Origin of the sequence: Prevotella denticola, from assembly GCF_900454835.1 — a bacterium.
GTDB classification, from domain to species: domain Bacteria; phylum Bacteroidota; class Bacteroidia; order Bacteroidales; family Bacteroidaceae; genus Prevotella; species Prevotella denticola.
In genome coordinates this window covers 1-23839 of the sequence record NZ_UGTM01000002.1, presented here as the reverse complement: position 1 = coordinate 23839, position 23839 = coordinate 1, and the positions used below count along the sequence as shown (strand labels likewise).

Here is a 23839-nt window from a genome sequence, read left to right as displayed (position 1 = left end):
ATCTTTTCAATAGGTTTCCGGCAGGTCTGGAACAGCGGCGATTCATTTTTTTTGCTAATTGCCATGAGATTAAAAAAAATTACGTACATTTGCACCTCGTTCGATATTAATACCTTTTTTATGTAAAAAATGCTGCAGATCGAGACATGGGAACCTGCATTCATTCTGTCAGGGCTGGGCATGCCTTAAAGAGGAAAGAATTGAGAATGGTGACTTTTAGTCATTCGCTTTTATCAAAATGAATATAAACAATAATTATACAAACAGACCAATGAGGCATCACCAACAAGTGTTTAGCACTGCAAGGAGGTTACCTTCTTTCGTGTTTCTGGCGGTTTTTATCCTGCTGGTGTCGTGGGCTTCTCCTGCTTCCGCCCAGGTTGCAGGGAAGAAATTCTCGATTTCGTTCAAGGATAAGGGCGTTGCCCAGATTTTAGATTTCATTTCAACAAAGGGAGATTACCAGATCCGTTATTCCGATGATGTGAAGAACGACTCGCTGCTCCTGACCATCTCTTTCGAGGATGTGGACGAGCTGGGAGCCGTGGAAAGCCTGCTGTCGCATACATCCTTTACATATAATGTGGATGGAAAGGTGATTGATGTGTTCAAGATGAAGAACGCAACACAGGGGAAATACACGGTTCATGGAACGGTGAAAGACAAGGACGGACTGGGTGTCCCCTTTGCCATTGTACAGATAAAAGGAACATCGAAGGGCGTCACGGCCGATGTAGACGGAAACTTTTCCATGCCTGTCGACCAGGAAGAAGGGACGATCAGCATCTCCAGCGTGGGTTACGAGGCAAAGACGCTGAAGTATCATGCCGGTAAACCCCTGAATGTCACCCTGCCTTCGTCGGCCTATGCAATGGGCGAGGTGACGGTAGTGGCATACGGCAAGCGCAATACACGTGAGCAGGTGGGAGCTGTCGCTTCCGTGAAGGTAGAAGATCTGCAGAAAGCTCCGACGGCAAGCATCGAGAACCTGCTGCAGGGACGTATGGCAGGTGTAGACGTGACTAACCTCTCGGGTTCGCCCGGCGGTGGCGGATCGCGTATTACCATCCGCGGCTTCAGCTCGCTGAACCAGCAGGGTGTCAACGACGGAACGCCCCTTTATGTCATTGACGGTATTCCTGTGTCGGGCAGTGCCACGGAAGCGACCGGAGGTATCAACCCCTTGGCAGGACTGGACCCTTCGAGCATCGAGTCGGTCCAGGTGCTCAAGGATGCCGCCTCGGCCTCTCTCTACGGATCGAGGGCCGGCAACGGTGTCATCCTCATTACCACGAAGAAGGGCAAGTCCGGTCGTACGGAGGTCAGCTTCAATGTGTCACAGTCGCTCTCCTGGCTGCCGAGTACGCCGATGCAGACAATGGGAAAGGGAGAACGTGACATCGCCCTGCTCCTGGCAAAGAGCCAGCGGGGAGCCCACTATGACTATCTTACCGACAAACTTGTCTATCCTCATTCCTATAAGGACTCTTATGGCTGGGATGCCGACAACGACGGTGCCTACGACTATCTGTGGCGCAACGGAAAGGTGCTCGATCCAGACCGTCGTCTGCCGGGTATTGCGCAGGACTCGCTCAACACTTTCTACAACAACCGTACGAACTGGTGGAAGTACGCCTTCCGTGTCGGGAAGCTGACGAAGGCCGATATGCAGCTGGCAGGCGGTACGGACAATATCCGATACATGGTCAATGCCGGTATCTATGACGAGACGGGCATCATGATCAGTTCCAATTTCCGCCGTTACAGTCTGTTGAGCAATCTTGACTTCAATCTGTCGACGAAGCTGAGTGCCTTTACACGCATCAACCTCACCTATGCCACGCAGAAAGCCGGCTCGGACGGAGGACGCGTGCAGGGACTGACCTTCGACCCCAAGCGCACGTCCACACTGCTGCCTGGCAAGGGCAGTACGGCAGAGCAGATAGCCTTGCGGCAGCTGCGGGATATTGACAAGACCAACTCCAATTATAACGTACGGCTGAGTGTCGGACTGAACTATAATATCCTGAAAGGGCTGAAATTCTCGTCTACTTATTCGCTCGACCATTATTTCACACGTGTCTATACGTTCACGCCTGATTATCTGAAATACGATTTGAAGTCGGAGGTCCAGGCTTCCAACATTGCCATGACGAACATCCAGACGGAGAATATTCTCACTTATAACCTTGCACTTCCGCATGAGCACAAGCTCGAGCTGATGGCAGGTATGACCTATAACTATGACCTGCTGCAGAACCTGAACGGTACGGCGAAGGGCGGTCCTACCAATTCCATCAAGTATGCTGGTGAGGGATGGCCCTCACTTCTCAACGACGGAGGTACGACAAGAGCTGCACAGAGTTTCCGCACCGACCAGCAGGAACAGGCGCTGGTCAGTTTCTTAGGCCGTGCGGCTTACAGCTATAAGAAGCGTTACATGGCCGAGCTTTCCATCCGTTCGGACGGTTCGAGTGTATTCGGAAAGGATGTCCGCTGGGGTACATTCCCGTCGGTGGGGCTTGGCTGGGCATTCAGTGAAGAGCCTTTTATGAAGCGTCTGTGGTGGTTGAGCTTCGGCAAGTTGCGTGCCTCATGGGGCAAGTCGGGGCAGAAATTCCAGGAACCTTATCTCGCTTTGGGTGTGATGGAGGAAAGCAACGTCTATAACGGCTCGTTAGGCCTGATACCACAGTCCATGGCGAACAAGAAGCTGACGTGGGAGGAGAGCGACCAGTACGACCTCGGTCTTGACCTGCAGTTGCTGGATTATCGTCTGAAATTCAAGCTGGATTATTACTATAAGTATTCCAGCAAGTTGCTGATGCAGTCCTATCTCCCAGGCAACGTGTTCCTTGCAAACAATATGTGGGACAACGCCTCTGCCATATCCAACGAGGGTATAGAGTTTGAGGCACAGTATGACATCATCCGTAAGAAGAACTGGAACTGGAGTGTCGGCCTGAACCTTTCGCACAACAAGAACATGCTGCGCAAGACCTATAACGGCGAAGACCTCAACGACAAGGTGCTCGGCCGTCCGGTCTATGGCATCTATACCTTCAAGGATGAAGGAATCGTGCAGAAGGAGGAGGATATCCCGATGTATCGTAATGCGTCAGGCAAGCTGATGCCGCTCTATTTCCAGTCCATCAACAATCCGCTGCGTGTCGGTGGCCGGAAGATCAAGGACCAGAACTATGACGGCGTAATCGACGACAAAGACCTTTATTATGCCGGCAGTACGCTTCCTGCTGTCTACGGCGGACTGAACAGCCATCTGGAATGGAAAGGGCTGAGTCTCGACGTGCTCTTCAGCTATACAATCGGACGCAAGGTGATGAATATGTACAAGAACAGTGCCTTTACCTTTACAAAGGACTTCGGTGTCATCATGAACTACTTCCATGCCAGCGACTTCTGGACACCAGAGAACAGGGATGCGAAGTATCCGTCACTTGAGTTCGCCGACAAGGATTATGTGGGGCAGTTCGACGGCAACGTCGACTCCAACATCGAGAACATCAGCTTCCTGCGTCTGAAGCAGCTGGTCATCGGCTACCAGCTTCCGAAGAACTGGCTGAAGGGGTCTTTCATCAAGGATGCCAATATCTACCTCAGTGGTGAGAACCTGTTCCTGATTACAAACTATTCTGGTGTAGACCCGGAGGTCATCAATCCTTATACCGGTAAGGATGACGGTACCCAGTACCCCTTGAACCGGAAAGTCACCTTGGGACTCAACTTAAAATTCTAACAGCAAATGAAGAAAATCATCTTACTCTCGATATGCGGCTGTCTGTTGTCTTCCTGCAGTCTCGACCTGCAGCCGGAGAACGGGCTTACTTACAGCAATTCGTTCAATAATGAAAAGGAACTGAATGCGACGACCACGTCCATCCAATACTTCATCAATACAGTCATCGGCGACAACTATGTTCTTGCGACAGCCGGCATGAAGGCTGATGAGGTACTGAACGCCAGGCAGCTGCGTGAATGGAATCCGCGGACAGTCATCTCGAGCGAATACTCATGGAAGAACCTTTACAACATCATCTTTGAAGGCAATCTCCTGCTTGACAACATCGACAGACCGAAGGACCTGACTCCTGACCGCCGGAACTTCCATATGGGACAGGCGGAGTTCGCTCTCGGACTGTCTTATTTCCTGCTGGCACAGCGTTATGGCGAAGCGATCATCACGGAGAACTCTTCCGAAATCAAACCTTATGCCTTGTCTTCCAAGTCTGAAGTGCTCAATGCGGCAATCGACCATGCCAGGAAGGCATTTGCCCTTCTTCCAACATGGGACAAGCTGACGGACCTGAACGGTGCGGCCATAACCGATCGGCAGACCGCTTCGAAAGGGACTGCCGCAGCCCTCCTGGCACAGATCTACGCATGGAAAGGCAGTGTGACAGAACTTTACAGGTTGCAGGGCAATGCACAGGAAGACTATCAGAATGCAGTTAAATACGCCACAGAACTGATTGATGGAAAGGCTGGCAGTTACCAGCTGTGCGCTTCCCCGGAGGAGCTGTGCAAGTATCTGTCCAACGAGAAGAGTCCCAATCCCGAGGCGATTTTCAGTCTGCTGTTCGACAAGACACGTTCGGAGTACGTCGTATCGCCCAACGAGGTGGCGCAGAACTTCGTGAGCTGGCCTGTACGGGAGGACCATACACTGGCTGATCTGCCCTCTAACACCACCTACCAGCTTTATAAGTCGACTGTCGAGCAGCTCTTCCCGGATGCCACGGACCAGCGTCTCAAGGCCTTCTTCTATGAGTGGGGTACGGCGCATGAGGCTGGCGGACAGGATTATGCCATCATGTACAAGTTCCGGAAAGCCATCATGGATCCTGACCAGTATTCGCCGAGTGGGAAGAGTTATCGTACGGTAGATGCAGACTATGTGTACTGGAGACTGGCCGATATTTATCTTCTGCGGGCGGAATGCTATCAGAAACTGGGCGACGAGGCCCATGCCATAGCCGACTTGAATGTAATCCGTTCGCGGGCCGGCGCACTCGCTTATCCCTCCGTCTATGACACGGAAGGGCTGAAGAAAGCCATCTTCCTTGAGAGAGAGAAGGAGTTCATCGGTGAGAACGATGCACGTTATGCCGATGTCATCCGGAATGGCTACGTGAAGGAAGAACTGCAGGGAAAGTTCAAGCTGCTGACTAATCAGGACATTCAGGGCGGTGCGCTCTTCCTGCCGCTGCCCAAGGATGCCTGGCAGGATAAGGACGGACACATTATCAACAACAGGCTGCGGCAGAAACCTTACTGGCAGGCTTACAACTGATGCAGCTCTCAATCTGCACAACAAATTAATTTTTAGACAAATGAAAAAGATTTTCTATATTGCGATGGCGTGTCTGACGGTAGGACTCTTCGCCAGCTGCACCCAATACAATTTCGACGATACCGGATTTGCCAACGGTAAGCACGAGACCACCATGTGGGATTACTTCAAAGGCGACAAGTACAACTGGGAACTCCTGTGCGAAATGGCGGAGCGTGCCGACCTGATTCCGCTCTTCCAGGGGACAAGCCAGTATGGAAAGAACTTCACGTTCTTCGGCCCTACCAGCCACAGCATCCGCCGTTACCTGTATGCCAACGGCATGGAGAAAGTTTCTGACATTCCTGTGAACGACTGCCGGACGTTTATCCTGAACTGTGTCCTCCCCGGCAGGCGTGTGATGCTTGACGACTTCAAGGAGGGTGTCAAGTCGTCAGACCCCTCGACACCCGTCGGCAAGGGAGGCGAGATGGTGCAGATGGCTTCCGGCAAGCAGCTGTGGATTTATACCTTCCATGAGTCTTACAACAATGTGCCGGGAGCAGGTCCTTTGCGGATCCATCTGGTTTCTCCCGCAACGACGCAGACTACTGATGTTGCCTCTTGCAATATCGAGACACTCACGGGGATTGTCCACTCACTTGATTATAACTTCAACTTAACGGACTTTTAGAACATGAAACAGACGAAGAAAGGAATAGTCCTACTGTGCCTTATGGTGCTTACAATAGGTTTTACAGCATCATGCAGCAAGATGGATGTAGGCTATCTGAGGACGGCGGGAGCATCGTTTACACCCGATTCTATCAATGCTTTCCACAACATCGACCCGACGAGCGACCGTGCCGTAAACAACCTGCCCTTTGTTTCCACACGCATCCAGGGCGTGGCAGGCACCAACCCCGTCAATTTCGAGCTTGCCGGTGTCAAGGCCGGCAGCCCGGAGCAGGAGCAGCTCTTCCTGAAGCTCTGCCGGGAGGGCGAAATCTCGGTGGCGGGTGGTCTGGTCGTTGTCTCGTTGAAAGCGGTGAAACAGCTGCCGAATGGCAGATACCGGCTGTCCCTCAGAGTGTATAATGAGGATCATGAAGCAGTTCTGGAGAATGTTTTCAAGGTTGTCGTGACAGACGATGAGCTGCCTGTAGACTGAAGTTGAGGTCTGGGTACCGGAGTCCAGACCAGATCGAGTGGTCTTGCTCCGCCAGCCAAGTTTAAAAGTAAAACTGAAAGCAGTCAACCGACAACATTAAACGACAGTGCCGGATTGTTCCCAGCGGCTGGTAATACTGTTCCCAACCGTTTGGGAATGATGTTCCCGATGCCTGGGAATGATGTTCCCAGACGGTTGGGAATGTAGACACTCGGCCGGAAGTCCGGCTTGACGTATGTTCGACATGATCCGCCCCAATCAGAAACAAAAAGAATATAAACCATTTAAATCAGATCGATTATGAAAAGAAGAAGATATGTCTTACTGCTTGCAGCCCTTTTGCTGCTGGCAGTACAGGTCCGCGCACAGCAGGGTGCGGCTTCCGTTACGGCAAGTGGAATCACTTTCTTCAAGGGAACATTCGGCGAGGCACTTGCCAAGGCCAGACAGGAGAACAAGCCGCTCTTCGTAGACTTCTATGCCGTGTGGTGTGTCCCTTGCAAGAAGATGGCAAAGAACGTCTTTACGCAGGAAGAAGTGGGAAAGTATTTTAATGAACATTTCATCAGCCTGCAGTTGGATGCAGAGAAAGGTGAGAATGTAGAGATTGCCAAAAACTACAAGGTGGCAGCCTATCCTACTGTTGCTTTCATCGCACCGGATGGCAAGGCACTTTCGGTGAACACGGGTGCCATGGACAAGGACGAGCTTATGGAGGCGGCCAAGATAGTTGCTGGAGAGCGTGTCAGCTTTGAAGAACTGTACAATAAATACAAGGCAAACGGAAACGACCTTGACATACAGCAGCAGCTTCTCCTGAAGGCACCGTCATTCCTGCAGGCACAGGAGGGGATGGAAGCCGACAAGTGGGTGACCCGTCTGCAGAAGCTCTATAAGAACTACATTGCAGCCAAGGCACCGGTAAAGCTCATTAATGAGAACGACTACAAAATCATCCTGACGCTTGAGGGCGATGAGGACAAGGAACACAAACAGTATGTCGTTGACCTCATCAACGACCATCTCGACGACTGGACGAAGACGGTCGGCAAGGCTCCGGCTTACTATGTCGTCGAGGCAAACGACCTCTTCGCCGAAGAACTGGCAAAGGACGGAAATGCGAAGTATAAGGATTATGTAGAGAAAGTGAAGGACCAGTATGCCAAGGCATACGAGGTCGTCGGCCTGAAGGGCATCACCCCTTATGAGAAGGCGAAACTTTACTTTGATGCGCTTTACAATCTGTACCGGAACAAGGATGTAGACGGTTATGTGAAGGCGATGCAGACCTATTTCAGTAAGATGGAGAACAATCTCCGTCCGGCTGACTATGGAAAGGCGGCGCAGAACCTTTACATGGCTGCCGGCAAGAGCCTGAAGAGGAAGGACCACGAAGTTGCCATCCAGTGGGCTGAGAAAGCATTGTCACAGGAAGATGCTGTCATGGACCGTGTGAACTACATGGTGATGATCGGCGACTCTTACCGTGAACTGAAGAACTACGCCAAGGCACGTGAGTTCTACAACCAGGCATTTGCCGAGACACTCCGGCTGGAGAATATGGAGATGCCGCAGGCGATGCTGCAGGGAGCTATCAAGCAGAAGCTCTCCACACTCGAACTCCTTGAAAAGTAAATGACGATGATGTTTAGAAATATCATTCAACGCCTCACGAGCGTGCCGGCGGCATTGCTCGTGGGCTTTCTGCTGTTATCCTCTGTAGCTGCCCATGCGCAGATGAAAGGTCTGCGGACGGGAAAGCTGCCGAACGGCCTTACCTATTATATCTATAATGATGGTTCGGCTACGGGTGAAGCACAGTATTATCTCTACCAGAATGTGGGTGCCATCCTGGAGACGGACGAGGAGCTGGGGTTGGCGCACGTGCTGGAACATCTGGCATTCAACACCACCGATCACTTCCCTGATGGTGTGATGAACTTCCTCCGCCGCCACAACCTCAACGACTTCGAGGCTTTTACAGGTGTCGACGATACCCGGTATGCCGTACACAATGTTCCTGTGAAGGATGCGAAGCTCAACGAAGATGTGCTATGGGTGCTCCGCGACTGGTGTCATGGCATCAGGATGCTGCCGAAGGACATCGAGAAGGAGCGGGGCATCATCCTTGAAGAATGGAGGCACCGGGCCGGTGTAGACCGCCGTCTGACGGATGCCATCGCCCCTGTCGTCTATAATCATTCAGGGTATGCGACACATAACGTCATCGGTACGCAGAAACTGTTGGAGTCGTTCCAGCAGAAGCAGGTAAGACAGTTCTATGACAAGTGGTACCGTCCTGAAAGGCAGTTTATTGCTGTCATTGGTGATGTAGATCCTGACAGAATAGAACAGAACATCCAGACGGTTTTCAAAACCTTGCCGGCCAGACCGGCTCCTGCCGTGGGTCCGCAGGTCAGGCTGATTCCTGACAATGCCGCACCGTTGTATATGCGCTTCATCGATCCGGAGAACAAGAGTGCCTCCTTCGGACTTTACCAGCGTTACAGTGTGAAAGGCAATGCTCCGGAGGAGGAGCGTGTCCGCCAGTTTCTCTATACGCAGATTTTCAACACTCTGGCTCCCAAACGTTTTGCCATATTGAAGAATGCCGGAAAGGAACGTTATATTGCAGCAGAAGTGAGTCTTTCGTCTTTGGTAAGAGACTATTATCAGATGGCATGGGATATGGTTCCGTATGAGGACGATGGACAGGAAGCATTGCAACAGCTGCTGGCTGTGCGTGAGAATCTTCGTGAAAAGGGATTTTTCGCTGCTGAGTTCAATGCTGAAAAAGAGAACATGTATAACGGGATGAAGGGCGTGCTGGAGGCAAAGGGGCTGGGCACACCCGACAATGCCTTGATGCTCTTCCGTCAGAACTTCCTCTATGGCATTCCTGTAACAGACTTCCGTACACAGATCAACCGAAATATTGAGACGCTGGTTGAACTGGAGGTTGAAGACATGAACGCATGGCTGAAATCCCTGCTTAATGACGACAACCTCGCTTTCGTCACCTATTCCAAGACACCGGGGGAGATGAATATCACGGAGGGTGATTTTATGGCGGCTTTAAAGGCGAAGAGTTCGTTCGACGACAGGATTCGTATCGACAGTGTGAAACCTGTTACACAGCTTATCGACTTCCGTCTGACACCGGGCAGGATCGTTGCTGAGAAACAGCTGAAGCGCCTGCAGGCGAAGGAGTGGACGCTCTCTAACGGGGCAAAGGTGCTGTACAAGTACGTACCAGAGCTGCAGGGAAAGTTCCTCTTCGCCGGTTCTGCGGAAGGCGGAAGATCGGTCGTGCCGGCAAAGGAACTTGCCGATTACACAGCCATGCGTTCGCTGCTGATGCAGTCGGGAGTTTACAAATACGACCGCAACCAGCTGGCACAGTGGCTGCAAGGAAAGAATATCGAGCTCTCGCTCTCATTGGAGGACTACAGCGACGGAGTAGGGGGCAATGTCCCTGTTGACAAGGCTGATGACTTCTTCGGTTATCTGTATCTGGTCTTGTCGCATCAGAACTTCTCCAAGCCGGCCTTTGACAAGTATGTCCAGCGTAGCCTTTATATCTATGAGAACCGTGCGAAGAGCGGGATGGAGGCTGTCCAGGATTCTATTCGGCAGCTGCTTTATCCGGTCAGTGCTTTGAATCCGCGTCAGGATGTGGCTTTCTTCAAGTCTGCCAGGTATGACGGTCTGCAGAGTCAGTTCCAGGAACATCTGGGCAATGCGTCGCGCTTCACTTACTGCTTAATCGGCGACCTGCCGGAAGCAAAGGCGAAGGACTTGGTACTGCGTTATATCGGTTCGCTCAAAGGAGACGGAAAGCCTGTGAAAACGGAGGCACAGCCTATGGACTTCTCTTCTTCTGCACCTGTCATCAGGCACACTTTCGAGGCAGAGACGGAAGGAGACATGGCTGAAATCGAAATCTCATTTGCCAATAAGCAGAGACTGTCTGATCGTGAGCAGGCTGCATTGGAAGTGATGAGGGCACTGCTGGAACGTCGCTGTTTTGATGTGCTGCGTGAGAAGGAGCACCTTACATATACCGTAGGTGTCCGGTCCGATTACACTTCTCGTCCCGAAGCGAACGAACATCTCAGCATTCACCTCTCGACAGCAAAGGAAAATGTAAGCAGGGCACTCACGCTGATCTATCAGCTACTTGACGACATCAAGGAACAGCGTTTCTCTGCTGACGACTTCAAGGCTGCCATGGTGCCTCTGGCCATTCAGGAAGAAGAGCCGGAGTCTCCCCATCATGTGAACGAAGCGGCCAGGTGGATGGGACTGCTCAATATCTATGCGGAAACCGGCGAGGAGCTTTCTCCTGATGATGATAATGTGTCAGGCCCAGTGTTCAAGACCATCACGCCGCAGGAAGTGGCAGCCGTTGCCGTGAAGACAACGACTGATGCCAAGCAACGGGAGATTGTCGTAAGACCTGTCATGCAGGATGGCAAACGGACTTTCAGGTAATCATACGCAAAGAGGCCGTCTCGAACTTGAGACGGCCTCTTTGTCTATTCGTATGTATGAGATGCTTGAGGGTATGCTTCGGAAAATCTTTTCTGATCGATGCAGAAGCGGAAAGTCTTATGGATTGTCCCCCAAAGGGTACGTTGTCAGGCTTACGTCCTGTGAGTCTGCTGATGCTCTCTGTTTCTTTTGGAGTCTTCTTTAGAATTATAGGTGTTTCTTAGAATCCGCTTTAGGTTTTTGACGAGGTTCAGGCTTGACCAGTTCTCGGTTCAGATGGGTGACGATGATCTGCCGTGAATCTTTGCTGAAAGTAACTTTGTATATCCCACCGGTCTTATCCTTGCGTTCGTAGGTGTATGAAGACTTGTTGATATTCCAGCACGTGTCGTGCTGTGCAGCAAGTCCGATAGCCTCGTAGAAATCCTTGTCGGGAATCGTGTCAAGCAGGAGAGTGGCGGTGTAGTTTCCGCTTGCAACAGTCTCTTCATCGGCCGCCAGGCTTACTGAATCGGGGATGTAAGGGGTAGCTTTCTCCATCTTGTATTTTGGGAATCGGACGGCGGTGATATGCTGTAGATTGACGGTGAGTTTTTCGTTCTCTGTCTGTGGTTCGAACTCGGAGGCCGCCACAGTGTCTCCGTTGTCAGTTCCTTCGATGGTTCTGCTGTGATGGCAGGAGGCTATCGTTGCTGCTGTGAGGAGGATGCAGAGGATGATGGTCGTTATGATTCTTGAAAGATTTTTTTTCTTCTCCATAATTGTTTCTATTTTTTCTTTTCGGTTGAAGAGGTCAGCTTCTTCAGGCGTTTCTGTGCTGTTGGGTTGTCGGGATAGAGTGCAACAGCCTTCCTATAGTTGGCTATGGCGGCGTCAGTCATTCTTTCGTGCTCGCATTCCTTGCCCATCAAGACATATTCCACGGACAGTTTCTTAAGATATGCTTTCTGTTCTGCCAGCTGCTCTTGTAGCTGCCGGTTTCCGCTGCGCAGACGGTTGATGATGTTCAGCTTCCTTCGTATGAGCCGTCTCGCCGCAGGATGCTCTATGTCGTACCGGCTGTGAATGGCGAGGAAGAAACTGTGCAGGAAAGTGTCGAAGTCGCCTTTGTCGAAAGCTCGTGCCGCATCGTAGTATTCTTTGTCGGCCTTGCTCTGCCTGAGAGCTGCCGATATGATGTTGTGGTCATTGTAATGTCTGGCAAACTGTACCACCTCGCTCCTGACGAACACCTCGTTACGGTGGAGTGGTTCTTTGAGTGTGATGCCTTCCAGGCTCGTGCATCGTGAGAGGGCTACATAAGCCTGCCCGCCGGCGAAGACTCCACCCGTAAAGTCGATATTGACATTTCGGAAGGTCAGTCCCTGACTCTTGTGTACTGTGATGGCCCATGCCAGTTTGACTGGAAATTGTACGTAAGTGCCAATCTGTTCTTCCTCGATTTTCTGTTCTGTCTCGTTGAAATGATAGCGTACGTTCTCCCACATCTCGCGCTGTACCTGCAGGTCGTCACCCTCTTCTGTGTGTACGTATAGTATTCCAGCCTCTTCGTCAATGCCGATGATGAGTCCGAGTGTTCCGTTTACCCACTGTTTCTGTGTATCGTTTTTAATGAACATGACGTGTGCTCCTACCTTGAGGTTCAGTTCTATCGGCGTGGGAAGGCTGCTCTCCGGGAATTCTCCTTTGATTTCGCCGAGAAACATCACGGGGGCTCCGTTGAGACTGTCCAACCCTTGGTTGTTGATCCAGTCTACGGTATCCCGTCTGGTCGACAGGGTGATGGTGAAGTCTTCTTGTGGTATTTCTGTCGTTCCCCTTTGCGCACCGACACGGGCATTGATATATCTGAGGTCGTTGTCGGAGACCTGATTGGTACGTATGTGGTCGAGGATAGAAATGAAAGAGAGATCGTTCTGACGGTAGACTTTATTCAGTTCTATGCTCACCAGTGGATAGTCCTGGAAGACTTTGGCATCGAAGAAGTAGCTGCTGGCATAATAGGGTTGTAGCAACTGTCGGTCTTCCTCCTTGAGAACAGGCTCCAGCTGATAGATGTCGCCTACCAGCAGAAGCTGTTTTCCTCCGAAAGGTTCGCGCATATTCCGGTTGTAGATGCGGAGAACTTTGTCGATGAAGTCGATGATGTCCGCCCTGACCATGCTGATTTCATCAATGATGATCAGCTCCACCTCTCGGAGCAGCTTGCATTTGTCGGCATTGTATTTCATGGTACTGCGCAGGTTGCGGGTAGAGTACCGTTTGTCGGTGGGGACAAGCGGATAAAAAGGGAGCTTGAAGAAACTGTGCAGTGTACTGCCGCCTGCATTGATGGCGGCAATCCCAGTCGGTGCAAGGATAACGTGTTTTTTCTTTGTAGTTGCGGATATATAGCGCAGGAAAGTTGACTTCCCTGTTCCCGCCTTGCCGGTCAGAAACAGGGAATTGTTTGTGAACTGGATAATCTGGAGCGCCTTCTGCAGCTCCGGGTTATCCAGGTCTATTGTGTCTGCATCAACGGCTTGTTTTTTCTGAGACATCGGACTTTGACGTGTTATATCTCCATATCCTCACTATGTGGTCGCTTTGCTTTCTTGATGATTTGTTGTGTTTCGTTGCCGTTGCTGCTGCTGTGCCGTTCGGGTGCAGGTTGTGGGGCAGGTTCCAGTTCGAAACCACCCTCTTCGTTTCCTTCCCCTTCCTCTTCGGGAGTCTCTTCCCCTTGTTCCTGATGGCTATGGCGAGCTGCCGATGATCCTCGCAGAGAGTCGGGCAGCTGTCGACGGACAGCCACTGGCTGACAGCTGTACATTGACGGGTCTATATCTTCATCTGAATCTAACTGCCATTTGGCATGATACTTCTGGAAAGCCTTGTCGCGCATAAGACTGTAAATGAATTCTCCGCAGACCGGCAGTGCGGTCTTCGATCCCTGTCCAAGCGCACCGGTACGGAAATGGATGGAACGGTACTCGCCACCTACCCATGCACCAACTACGAGGTTGGGGCTTACGGCCATGAACCATGCATCGGAGTGATTGTTGGAAGTACCTGTCTTGCCTCCCCAGTCTGTATCGTTGAAGATGTAATGGCGGAGTGCCTGACTTGTGCCGCCGGCTTCGTTCACTCCGCCCTTCAGCATCTCCTGCATGAGGAAAGCCGTCCTGTAAGGCAGTGCCTTGCTGTGGTCTTTCGGTGCGACATAGACCTCGTTGCCATCTTTGTCAAGGATGCGTGTGACGACGACCGGGTCATGGTGCTCTCCGTCATTGGCTACGGTACTGTAGGCGTCTACCATTTCCAGCAGGTTCACGTCGCTGGAGCCGAGAGCCAGTGATGGTTCATCGTCCAGCGGACTCTTGATGCCCATGTCCTGTGCGGTGCGGATGATGTTCTTGATGCCCATCTCCTGACCGAGGCGGACTGCCACGGAGTTGATGCTGCGTCCGAAGGCACTCTTCAGTGTGAGGGAGTCGTTGGAGAAGCGTCCGTTGGCATTGTGTGGTGTCCAGGTTTTCATCTGCCCGGTCTTCTTATCGAGCACCTGCATGCTGATATACTCGTCACGGCGTTTGTCACATGGGGTCAGCCCCTGGTTGAAGGCTTCTGAATAGACGAACAGTTTGAAAGTTGAACCCGGCTGGCGTTCGGCCACGACCTTGTCATACTTCCACGTTTTGAAGTCGATGTCACCTACCCATGCCCGTACAGCACCTGACTGTGGTTCCATGGCTACCATTGCACAGTGCATGAATTTCACCATGTATCGGATGGAATCCATGGATGACATCTCTTTCTCAATCTGCCCTTTTGCATAGTCGAAGAGCTTTACCTTGTGTGGTTTGTTGAGGTAATACAGTACGCTGTCAGGCTGGTTGGGATATTTCTGCACCAGCTTCTTATAGAACGGTTGTCGTTCGGCGATGCCCTCGATGAACCCCGGAATCTCGTCCCCCTTTGCATCACGCCATGGATGCATGCCACGCCAGTGGTTGTCGAATTGCTGCTGTACCTTCTCCATCTGCTTTGAGACAGCCTGTTCGGCATACTTCTGCATACGTGTGTCGATGGTGGTGTAAATTCTCAGGCCACTGCTGTAGAGGTCGTAGCCATTGTCCTTCATCCAGTCCTTGAGATAGTCGGCAACATACTCGCGGAAGTATTGTGCCTGTCCGTCATAATTTTCTTCGACGTGTATATCCAGCTTCAGAGGTTGCCGGGAATACTCGTCGTACTCGTCGCGGGGCAGCACGTTGTGGGTTACCATATTGTATAATACGGTGTTGCGACGGCGTATGGAGTTCTTTGCATGGGTAATCGGATTGTAGTAGGTAGTGGCCTTCAGCATACCCACGAGCGTTGCGGCCTGGTCAACAGACATTTTTGCCGGGGTAGTATTGAAATAGGTCTTGGCTGCTGTCTTCACGCCATAAGAGTTGTTTCCGAAGTCGACGGTATTGGCATACATCGTCAGTATTTCTTTCTTTGAGTAGATAAGCTCCAGCTTTACGGCGATGATCCACTCCTTGCTTTTCATGATGAGCATACGGAGTCCCGGTACATGGCCGAGCAATCCGGCAGAATACTGCGTACGGACACGGAACATATTTTTTGCCAGCTGCTGCGTGATGGTTGACGCTCCACGTCCATCCCCCCTGGTCAGTGCGTCTTTGATGGCCCCACCGATACCCATGAAGTCGATGCCATGGTGGCTGTAGAAACGTTCGTCTTCTGTGCTGATGAGTGCTTTCCAAAAGGCCGGAGTAACCTCTTCATACTTCACCGGTGTGCGGTTCTCCTTGTAGAAACGGCCTATGAGAACGGAGTCGGCACTGTAGATTTCCGATGCTGCGTAGGTCGGTGGAGTCTTGATTTCCACGAAACCTGGTGACTTTCCGAAGAGCCACAGGAAGTTGATGTCTACCATGCCTAAGTAAAGGAAGATGGCGACAAAGAACGAAACGATGCCTACTGCGGTCTTCGTGTACCAGGCACGGCCTTTATAGAGTCTGGCATACCATGGGAAAAAGTGGATGACTCCACGGATGATACGCTTGATGAACTTAAAGAATTTCTTTACCATAGATTGACAGTCTTTGTGTTGATAATCTCCTTTCTGCTTCTACAATAAGCTCATGTCGCAGGAAGATATATTAACGCTATACAAAAGTACTTATTTACTTGTATCTGATAACGCTGTATGGATATATTTTAAGATTTCTTCAACGTTATCGGGATTAAACCATCGTAAATCCCTGTCTTTTTTATACCATGTAAGCTGCTTGCGGGCATATCGGCGTGTATTGCTTTGTATCTTGAAGATGGCTTCATCGAGTGTAGTCAGTCCGTCGAGGTACTCGAATAATTCCTTATAGCCTACGGTGTTGAGCGAATTGAGCGTACGCTGGGGGTAGACGTGTAATGCTTCTTCAATCATTCCCTGCCCGACCATCTGAATGACACGCCGGTTGATCCGTTCGTACAGCTCCTCTCGGTTACGGTTCAGTCCTATCTTGATGAGATTGAATGGACGTTCCTTGAAACTGTTGGAACGGAAGGATGTATATGTCTTCCCTGTCTGTATACAGACTTCCAGAGCATGGATGACCCGGCGAGGATTGTTTCGGTCAACGGTCTCCCAATGTTCCGGATCAAGTTCTTTCAGCAATCTGCACATCTTCGCAAGCCCTTCTGTCTCCAGCCTCTGCTTCATTTCCTGCCGGATATGGGGTAGGATGGTAGGGATGTCGTCAATACCTTTGCAGACAGCGTCAATATACATCATCGAACCGCCTGATAACAGTGCGATAGAAGAGGGCAGGCTGTCAATAAGCTTCAGTACATCCTGTTCGTACAAACTTGCCGAGTAGTAATCTTCCAGATGATGGATTCCCACGAAATAATGTCGTACCCGCAGTCGCTGGTCAGCGGTCGGAGCAGCCGTACCGATTGGTATTTCAGAGAATATCTGACGGGAATCCGCATTGATGACTGGCACGTCGAAGTATTCGGCGATGTGCAGTGTCGCTTCGGTCTTGCCTACTCCTGTAGGGCCTGTAATGACGATGAGAGTCTTTTCTTTCAAGATGCTGATGCCTCTCCGGGTCCCCTCCAAGGGGGAGGATGGGGGAGGTGGTGATAAGCGGTGGCAGGCGGTGATAAGCGGAATTGGGCTATGCCAAACTGGTTTCCGTTAGGCATTCCCTCTTTCCGAGGGGGAGTTTTTACTTGATGATACCTCGCTGTGATGTTTCCGCAAAGTCGATGATGTGCTGTACTTCTGGAGTGACCTGCAGTTCGCTCTTGATTCTTGCTATGTTCTCGGCACGTGTACCTGTCCCGTAGAGGATGCGGTAGGTGTTGTGTATCAGTTCGATCTGCTCATTGGAGAATCCCCTGCGGCGTAATCCGATGAGGTTGATGCCCATGTATCGTGCAGGCTCTTTTCCTACGATAATATACGGAGGTATGTCCATTGAGAAGCGGCTTCCTCCCTGTATCATCACATATCCGCCGATACGGCAAAACTGATGGCAGAGGATGTTGGCGGAGATGATGGCATTGTCTTCGACAGTGACCTCACCGGCGAACTTCGTGGAGTTGCCGATGATCTCGCCTGAACCGATGATGCAGTCGTGGGCAATATGGACGCACTCCATCAGCAGGTTGTTGCTGCCCACCTTGGTCGTACCCTTTGAGGCCGTCCCACGTGAGATAGTAACATTCTCGCGGATGGAGTTGCTGTCTCCCACCTCACAGATCGTATCTTCACCACGGAATTTCAAATCCTGCGGCTTCGTCGATATGCTTGCTCCGGGGAAAATCTCATTGTTGCTGCCCAGCCGTGCACCGTAGTTAATCGTCACGCTGTTCTGGAACACATTGTTATCACCGATAATCGTGTTCCTGTCAATATAGCAGAACGGGCCAATGATATTGTTGTCACCAAGTTTTGCCTCTGGATGAACAAAGGCCAATGGGCTTATCTGGTTCATTGCTTCCTTTAATTCCTTACTTGTTCTTTACTATCTGTGCGGTGAATGTCGCCTCAGCGACAACATGGTCGCCGACGAACATATACCCTTTCATTGAACTGATTCCATGACGGACGGGACCGAGCAGCTCGACGCGGAACAGCAATGTGTCGCCCGGGACGACTTTCTGCCGGAACTTCACATCGTCAATCTTCAGGAAGTAGGTTGACCATCGTTCCGGCTCTTCCACCTGTGAGAGGACGAGAAGCCCGCCGCATTGTGCCATGGCCTCTACCTGCAGTACGCCCGGCATGACCGGTTCCTGTGGGAAGTGTCCTTGGAAGAACGGTTCGTTGCTGGTTACGTTCTTGATGCCGATGATGCTTGTCGACCCCATGGCAATCACCTTGTCGACCAGCTGCATCGGGTAACGGTGAGGCAGCAGTTCGCGGATACGGATGTTGTCCATCAGCGGTTCGTCGTTCGGGTCGTAGATGGGAGCCTGTACCTCATGCTTGCGTATTTCCTTGCGCATCAGGCGGGCAAACTTGTTGTTCACTGTGTGTCCGGGGCGTGTCGCAATGATACGTCCTTTGATAGGCTTGCCGATGAGTGCCATGTCGCCGATGATGTCAAGCAGCTTGTGCCGGGTGCATTCGTTGTGCCACATCAGCGGCTTGTGCTGTATGTAGCCGATGTTGTTGGCATCCATGTGGGGCACTTTCAGTAGGTCGGCAAGCTGGTCGAGCTTCTCCTGCGAAACCTGCTGCTCGTAGATGACGATGGCATTGTCCAGGTCTCCGCCCTTGATGAGGTTGGCCTGTAACAGCGGCATGATGTCGCGTACGAAGACGAATGTGCGGGCCGGGGCAATCTCTGCGGCGTAATTCTCGATGTTGTCCAATGTGGCAAACTGGCTGCTGATGAACTTCGAGTCGAAGTTGCACATGGCGGTAATCGAGAACTGCTCGTCCGGAAGAATGGTGATGACAGAACCGTTGTCGTCCTTGATTTCAATCTTCTTGCGGATGATATAGTAGTCCTTCGGGGCATTCTGGTCAACGATACCTACTTCGTTGATCTTCTCTACATACATCATTGCGGAACCGTCGAGGATCGGAAATTCCGGACCGTTGATCTGAATCAGACAGTTGTCGATGCCCATTGCATAGAGGGCCGACATTCCATGTTCTACGGTACTGACACGGACATCTCCCTTTGCCAGGACCGTTCCGCGCTGTGTGTCGACCACGTTCTCGGCAACGGCATCAATGACGGGCTGGCCTTCGAGGTCAATTCGTTGAATCTTGTACCCGGTGTTTTCCGGTGCAGGATTGAAAGTTGCTGTAAGGCTCAATCCTGTGTGGAGTCCCTTTCCGAAGAGGGAGAAGCTCCCTTTCAGTGTTTTCTGCTTGACAGTGTCCATGTATGTTTATATGATGTTTCGCAGTAGCCCGTTTCGTCTGGAGGCGGAATGGTACTTGGAGGAATTCCCGAGAAGTCAAAGGACGATAACACTCTCCGCTGTCTTCCTCTCAGCAGTCGTGCGAGGCGACGGCCTTTCAGACTTCTCTTCCCTCTTTCGCTTGCGAAAGTTCTGTTATCTGTTCTTTTTCAGTTCTTCAATCTCTTTCTGCAGGGCATTCAGCTGTCTGTACATTTCCGGCAGACGCTGGAAGATGGCCTGCGACTTGAAGTAAGGGCGTTGTTCCATGGGCGGTGTACCGATGAGCTGCTGGTTGCTTTTCAGACTACCTGGAACACCCGACTGTGCACCGAGGAACACTTTATCGCCGATGGTGATGTGCCCGGCAATGCCTACCTGGCCGCCGAACATACACCATTTTCCCACCTTAGTGGATCCGGCGATGCCCACCTGGGCCGACATGACGGTGTTCTCGCCGATGTCGTTGTTGTGTGCTATCTGTACGAGGTTGTCGAGTTTAACGCCTTTGCGCACGTAGGTGCTGCCCATGGTCGAACGGTCGATACAGGTATTGGCGCCGATTTCAACATTGTCCTCGATCGTCACGATGCCGATCTGTGGAATCTTGTCGTAGCTGTCGGTTTCTGCATTGGGGGCAAAGCCGAAGCCGTCGGCTCCGATTACCGAACCGGAATGGAGAATGACGTTGTTGCCAATCTTGCAACCGTGATAGATGCTGGCGTTGGGATAGACGATGCAGTTGCTGCCCAGCTGTGCCCCGTCCATGATGGTTGCGTGGGGATAAATCTGGCAACCGTCGCCCAGCTTCACGCCGTCGCCGATATAGGCGAATGCGCCGATATAGACTTCCTTGCCGATGGTGGCCTTGGGTGAGATGAAGGCGAGAGGGTCGATGCCCTGTTTCTTCGGTTTCATGTTCTCGTAGAGCTGCAGTAGTCTGGCCACGCAGTCGCGTGCGTTTTTCACCCGTATAAGCGTGGGCTTCACGTCCTTTTCCAGCTGGATATCCTCGTCAACAAGCACGATGGACGACTCCGTCTCATATAAATAATGTGTGTATTGGGGATTTGCAAGAAAGGAAATCGCCCCTTTCCTTCCTTCTTCAATCTTGGCGAAGGTGTTGATGGTGACATTCTCGTCACCTTCCACACGGCCTTGTATGAATTGCGAGATTTGTTTCGCAGAGAATTCCATTTAAATTACCGTTTATTGGTTTTCAATTGTGCAAAGATAGAGAAATTTTATCAGAAACGTTGATAACAGAGGTAATATTTACATATTTTTTTAGACAGCAGCTCGATGTTGAGAATCTCCGAGGCCTCGGTGATGTCCCTTAAGGTTCCGTCTTTGTAGAGAATGCTGATGTGGTCGTCGAAAGGATTGTACATGTCTTTCTGCACACGGTTGACCCCTATGAGATAGTCGCAGTCTGTCGTGTCCAGCCTGTAGCGGGCGGCTATCTGCTTTTTCAGCCGTGCCGTTTCTTCTGCCGTCGGTTCTTCTTCGCGCACCTCCACCTTGAAGAGCTTCCGGTTGATGATGTTTGATGACAGGAGTGCCAGAATGCTGTCGTCGTGCTGCTGCCATACCTTCAGCGCACTCCAGATGTCGTTGTCGTCCAGGGCAATGTAGTTGTCCAGTGCCTCGTCTTGTGTGTGGAACGAATGGGCCGTGATGTCATTGTACAGAAAATACCGGAGGGCAGGCGAGGCGAACAGTTCCACTCCCTCCCCTGCAAGCTGTTTGGCACGGCGCAGGGCATTGATGAGGATGTTCTCACAGCCCACGGTGGTTTTGTGCAGGTACACCTGCCAGTACATCAGCCGGCGGGAGGTAAGATAGTTTTCGATGGAATAGATGCCGTTCGACTCCACCACCAGGGCATCATCCACCACGTTGAGCATCTTGATGATGCGTGCCGAACCGATATTGCCCTCTGTCACTCCTGTGAAGAAGCTGTCACGGCGCAGATAGTCAAGCCGGTCCATGTCGAGCTGGCTGGAGAGCAGCTGGTGAAGGAACAATTTGGGGTATTCGTTCTTGAAGATGCTGATGGCAAGATTCAATGCACCGTGCATTTCACGGTTGATGCGGTCCATCATCATCAGCGAGATTTCCTCGTGGGTGATGCCGCTGATGAGGGTGTTCTCCAGTACGTGGGAGAAGGGGGCATGTCCGATGTCGTGCATGAGGATAGCCGCCTGTACCGCTTCTGCCTCACTGTCGAAGACAAATACGCCTTTCTGCTGCAGGGAAATGAGTGCCTCGCTCATGAGGTGGAATGCTCCTAACGAATGCTGGAACCGTGTGTGCTGTGCTCCGGGATAGACCTCCTGTGTGAGTCCCAGCTGCTTGATGCGTGCCAGCCGCTGAAGGTACGGGTGGCGGACAATATCGAGCAGCAGTCCCCGCGGCACCTTGATGAATCCGAACACCGGATCGTTGATTATCTTCGAATCTTTCATCTTGCCAGAGTAGTCATTATTGTAGTTATGTTCTGGAAATTCCATAGTTGAACTTTTGTTTATAGAAACATGGTCGTGTCTTCTATGCGCACGTTCTTCCCGACTGAAAGGCAGAAAGCCTGCAAAGGTGATTTTCAGGACACCTGACTGTAATTTATTTGTTCGGCTGCAAAGATAGCATTTAATAATTTAACCGGCAAGATTAAGTTGTTGTTTCGGATAGGAAGGACATTTTTTCGCTCATTTTACAGGTGTGACTGTCAGCCTTTGTGTTCTGACTTCTCTTTCTGTCGTCACAGTCTTTGAAGCTCTTTTATAGAAGCAGGAAAGTCTCTCTGCTGAAAAGCGGACTTCGTAGAGGGTGATTCCTGAAGTTTTTGTATATGCTCGGAAATAATTTGACAGTCGGGGCGGAGGATAGCCTGTTGTTTTTCCGTTATGACGGCTGCCGACGAAGCAGTGAAAGTCCCCTGTTTCGTAACCGGCCGTCACTTGCGTTCCGACTAACGCCCTTTTGCTTTTCAGAAGGCGGTATCTGAAAGGAATCCGTATGAAAAAAGTCTGCCGTAGTAGGCTATGGCAGACTTTTCCTTATGCTTTCAGTTTGAAAGAGCTTTCTATACTGGCCATCTCGGCAAAGAATCCTTTGTCAATCTTCAGCCTGTCCTCAATCTTGGAACAGCTGTGGATGACTGTACTATGGTCACGGTTTCCGACGAGCTTTCCGATACGGCTTGCAGGCATCTTTGTGTATTTCTGTGCCATGTACATACTCACCTGACGTGCCATGACAATGTCTTTCTTGCGTGAACGGGAGTTGACAGCCGTCGTCGTGACATTGTAGTGTGAGCAGACCTTGTCCAGAATATCATCAATGGTAAGCGGTTCGTCATCTATTTTCACCGCCCTTTTGATGACACGTTCTGCCAGTCTCATGTCAATGTTGCTGTTATAGACGACACTGTAGGCCAGAAGGGAGTTGATGACTCCTTGCAGGTCGCGTACACTGCCATTGGCAGTCTCTGAGATGAAACGGACGACATCTTCTGGTATGCATAGTCCGTCACGTTTGATTTTGTTGTGCAGGATGTCTATACATAGCTGGACGTTCGGTTTCTCCAGTTCGGCAATCAGACCGCAGGAGAAGCGTGTCAGCAGGCGGTCGTTCATTCCCTTGAGGTCGACTGGTGGTCGGTCGCTTGCCAGAATGATACGTTTCCCATTGCGGAAAAGGTGGTTGAAGATATGGAAGAAGGTGTCCTGTGTCTTTGTCGCTGTTGCCCATTCCTGAATATCATCGACTATCAGGACGTCAATCGTCTGATAAAAATTGATGAAATCATTGGTTGTGTTCTGACGAACGGAGTCAGTGTACTGAACCTGAAACAGACGTGCGGAAACATACAGCACGCGTTTTTGAGGATAGAGCTGCTTGACCCGTAAGCCGACGGCGTTGACGAGATGTGTCTTTCCGCAGCCCGACGGACCATAGATGAACATGGGGTTGAACTGTGTCGTATTAGGGTGTTTCGCTATGGAAAGCCCGATGGATCGGGGCAGCTTGTTGCTGTCGCCTTCCACATAATTGTTGAACGACTTGTGCGGGTCAAGCTGTGAGTCTATGTCCTGCGGTACTGCGTCCAGTACGGTAGGGCTCTGATTTCCCCGGGTTGTGGGACGCTGTGAAGAAATTTCCTCGGCATCATCCTGTTGCAGGTCCTGCGACAGGTGGTGTTCCTGATCGACCATGACACGATACGTCAGCTGTACGCCCTGTCCGAAGACACGCGTCAGTACCTTACGTAGCAGGTCTACGTAATGTTCCTCCAGATACTCATATACGAACTGGCTCGGAACCTGGACCAGCAGCGTCTTGGAGGCCGGCTTGTACGATTGAAGTACAATCGGACGGAACCATGTGTCGAACTGCTGCTCGGTCACATTCTCCTTTATGAGCTGGAGACAATTATCCCAAAGATTTTTAGGACTGACGTTCAT

The 23839-nt window shown here is 51.2% G+C and carries 15 protein-coding genes; 6 read left to right on the top strand and 9 right to left on the bottom strand.

The features are described from left to right. The first annotated feature begins 271 nt into the window (after positions 1–271). The 6 genes from DYH27_RS08175 (at position 272) to DYH27_RS08150 (ending at position 10955) form a co-directional block, all read left to right on the top strand. On the top strand, positions 272–3757 hold the full coding sequence (locus tag DYH27_RS08175; RefSeq protein ID WP_029216375.1) for a SusC/RagA family TonB-linked outer membrane protein: 3486 nt from the start codon (positions 272–274) through the stop codon (positions 3755–3757). 6 nt (positions 3758–3763) lie between these two features. Then, positions 3764–5311: a RagB/SusD family nutrient uptake outer membrane protein gene (locus tag DYH27_RS08170; protein WP_013670319.1), complete on the top strand. Its 1548-nt coding sequence runs from the start codon at positions 3764–3766 to the stop codon at positions 5309–5311. Between the two features lie 40 nt (positions 5312–5351). Continuing rightward, entirely contained in the window at positions 5352–5984 is a 633-nt protein-coding gene (locus DYH27_RS08165) for a hypothetical protein (RefSeq protein ID WP_013670318.1), read from the top strand. 3 nt (positions 5985–5987) lie between these two features. Next, the gene (locus DYH27_RS08160) at positions 5988–6461 is read left to right on the top strand and encodes a hypothetical protein (RefSeq protein WP_025067297.1); all 474 of its coding nucleotides are present in this window, start codon (positions 5988–5990) and stop codon (positions 6459–6461) included. A gap of 300 nt (positions 6462–6761) precedes the next feature. Continuing rightward, entirely contained in the window at positions 6762–8096 is a 1335-nt protein-coding gene (locus DYH27_RS08155; protein WP_013670316.1) for a thioredoxin family protein, read from the top strand. A 6-nt stretch (positions 8097–8102) separates the two neighbouring features. Further along, positions 8103–10955, top strand: a complete 2853-nt coding sequence (locus DYH27_RS08150) for a M16 family metallopeptidase (RefSeq protein WP_036860263.1) — start codon at positions 8103–8105, stop codon at positions 10953–10955. A 207-nt stretch (positions 10956–11162) separates the two neighbouring features. Here the strand turns inward: DYH27_RS08150 and DYH27_RS08145 are convergent, their stop codons facing one another. From DYH27_RS08145 to dnaA, 9 genes are all read right to left on the bottom strand, one after another. After that, a complete protein-coding gene (locus DYH27_RS08145) occupies positions 11163–11714 on the bottom strand; it encodes a hypothetical protein (RefSeq protein WP_025067296.1) in 552 nt (183 codons plus the stop codon). An 8-nt stretch (positions 11715–11722) separates the two neighbouring features. Further along, entirely contained in the window at positions 11723–13495 is a 1773-nt protein-coding gene (locus tag DYH27_RS08140) for an ATP-dependent DNA helicase (RefSeq protein WP_025067295.1), read from the bottom strand. Positions 13496–13509: 14 nt separating this feature from the next. After that, positions 13510–16038 carry a transglycosylase domain-containing protein gene (locus DYH27_RS08135; RefSeq protein WP_025067294.1) on the bottom strand — a complete coding sequence of 843 codons (2529 nt, stop codon included), beginning with the start codon at positions 16036–16038 and terminating at the stop codon, positions 13510–13512. 90 nt (positions 16039–16128) lie between these two features. Continuing rightward, positions 16129–17040, bottom strand: a complete 912-nt coding sequence (gene miaA, locus DYH27_RS08130) for a tRNA (adenosine(37)-N6)-dimethylallyltransferase MiaA (RefSeq protein ID WP_025067293.1) — start codon at positions 17038–17040, stop codon at positions 16129–16131. 139 nt (positions 17041–17179) lie between these two features. Further along, positions 17180–17950 carry an acyl-ACP--UDP-N-acetylglucosamine O-acyltransferase gene (lpxA, locus tag DYH27_RS08125; RefSeq protein WP_004354356.1) on the bottom strand — a complete coding sequence of 257 codons (771 nt, stop codon included), beginning with the start codon at positions 17948–17950 and terminating at the stop codon, positions 17180–17182. A gap of 16 nt (positions 17951–17966) precedes the next feature. Continuing rightward, positions 17967–19355: a bifunctional UDP-3-O-[3-hydroxymyristoyl] N-acetylglucosamine deacetylase/3-hydroxyacyl-ACP dehydratase gene (locus DYH27_RS08120; protein ID WP_013670309.1), complete on the bottom strand. Its 1389-nt coding sequence runs from the start codon at positions 19353–19355 to the stop codon at positions 17967–17969. Between the two features lie 174 nt (positions 19356–19529). Then, positions 19530–20570 (bottom strand): UDP-3-O-(3-hydroxymyristoyl)glucosamine N-acyltransferase, encoded by a 1041-nt coding sequence (gene lpxD / locus DYH27_RS08115; RefSeq protein ID WP_029216377.1) that lies wholly within the window; start codon positions 20568–20570, stop codon positions 19530–19532. 50 nt (positions 20571–20620) lie between these two features. Then, the gene (locus tag DYH27_RS08110) at positions 20621–21841 is read right to left on the bottom strand and encodes an HD domain-containing protein (protein WP_025067292.1); all 1221 of its coding nucleotides are present in this window, start codon (positions 21839–21841) and stop codon (positions 20621–20623) included. A 591-nt stretch (positions 21842–22432) separates the two neighbouring features. After that, positions 22433–23839 carry a chromosomal replication initiator protein DnaA gene (gene dnaA, locus DYH27_RS08105; protein WP_025067291.1) on the bottom strand — a complete coding sequence of 469 codons (1407 nt, stop codon included), beginning with the start codon at positions 23837–23839 and terminating at the stop codon, positions 22433–22435.

Coding starts and splice junctions, on each gene's coding strand:
- lpxA (WP_004354356.1), bottom strand. CDS start 17,950: ATGAACCAGATAAGCCCATTGGCCTTTGTTCATCCAGAGGCAAAACTT.
- DYH27_RS08175 (WP_029216375.1), top strand. CDS start 272: ATGAGGCATCACCAACAAGTGTTTAGCACTGCAAGGAGGTTACCTTCT.
- dnaA (WP_025067291.1), bottom strand. CDS start 23,839: ATGAACGTCAGTCCTAAAAATCTTTGGGATAATTGTCTCCAGCTCATA.
- DYH27_RS08165 (WP_013670318.1), top strand. CDS start 5,352: ATGAAAAAGATTTTCTATATTGCGATGGCGTGTCTGACGGTAGGACTC.
- DYH27_RS08170 (WP_013670319.1), top strand. CDS start 3,764: ATGAAGAAAATCATCTTACTCTCGATATGCGGCTGTCTGTTGTCTTCC.
- DYH27_RS08150 (WP_036860263.1), top strand. CDS start 8,103: ATGATGTTTAGAAATATCATTCAACGCCTCACGAGCGTGCCGGCGGCA.
- DYH27_RS08135 (WP_025067294.1), bottom strand. CDS start 16,038: ATGGTAAAGAAATTCTTTAAGTTCATCAAGCGTATCATCCGTGGAGTC.
- DYH27_RS08155 (WP_013670316.1), top strand. CDS start 6,762: ATGAAAAGAAGAAGATATGTCTTACTGCTTGCAGCCCTTTTGCTGCTG.
- lpxD (WP_029216377.1), bottom strand. CDS start 20,570: ATGGAATTCTCTGCGAAACAAATCTCGCAATTCATACAAGGCCGTGTG.
- DYH27_RS08145 (WP_025067296.1), bottom strand. CDS start 11,714: ATGGAGAAGAAAAAAAATCTTTCAAGAATCATAACGACCATCATCCTC.
- DYH27_RS08120 (WP_013670309.1), bottom strand. CDS start 19,355: ATGGACACTGTCAAGCAGAAAACACTGAAAGGGAGCTTCTCCCTCTTC.
- DYH27_RS08160 (WP_025067297.1), top strand. CDS start 5,988: ATGAAACAGACGAAGAAAGGAATAGTCCTACTGTGCCTTATGGTGCTT.
- DYH27_RS08140 (WP_025067295.1), bottom strand. CDS start 13,495: ATGTCTCAGAAAAAACAAGCCGTTGATGCAGACACAATAGACCTGGAT.
- DYH27_RS08110 (WP_025067292.1), bottom strand. CDS start 21,841: ATGAAAGATTCGAAGATAATCAACGATCCGGTGTTCGGATTCATCAAG.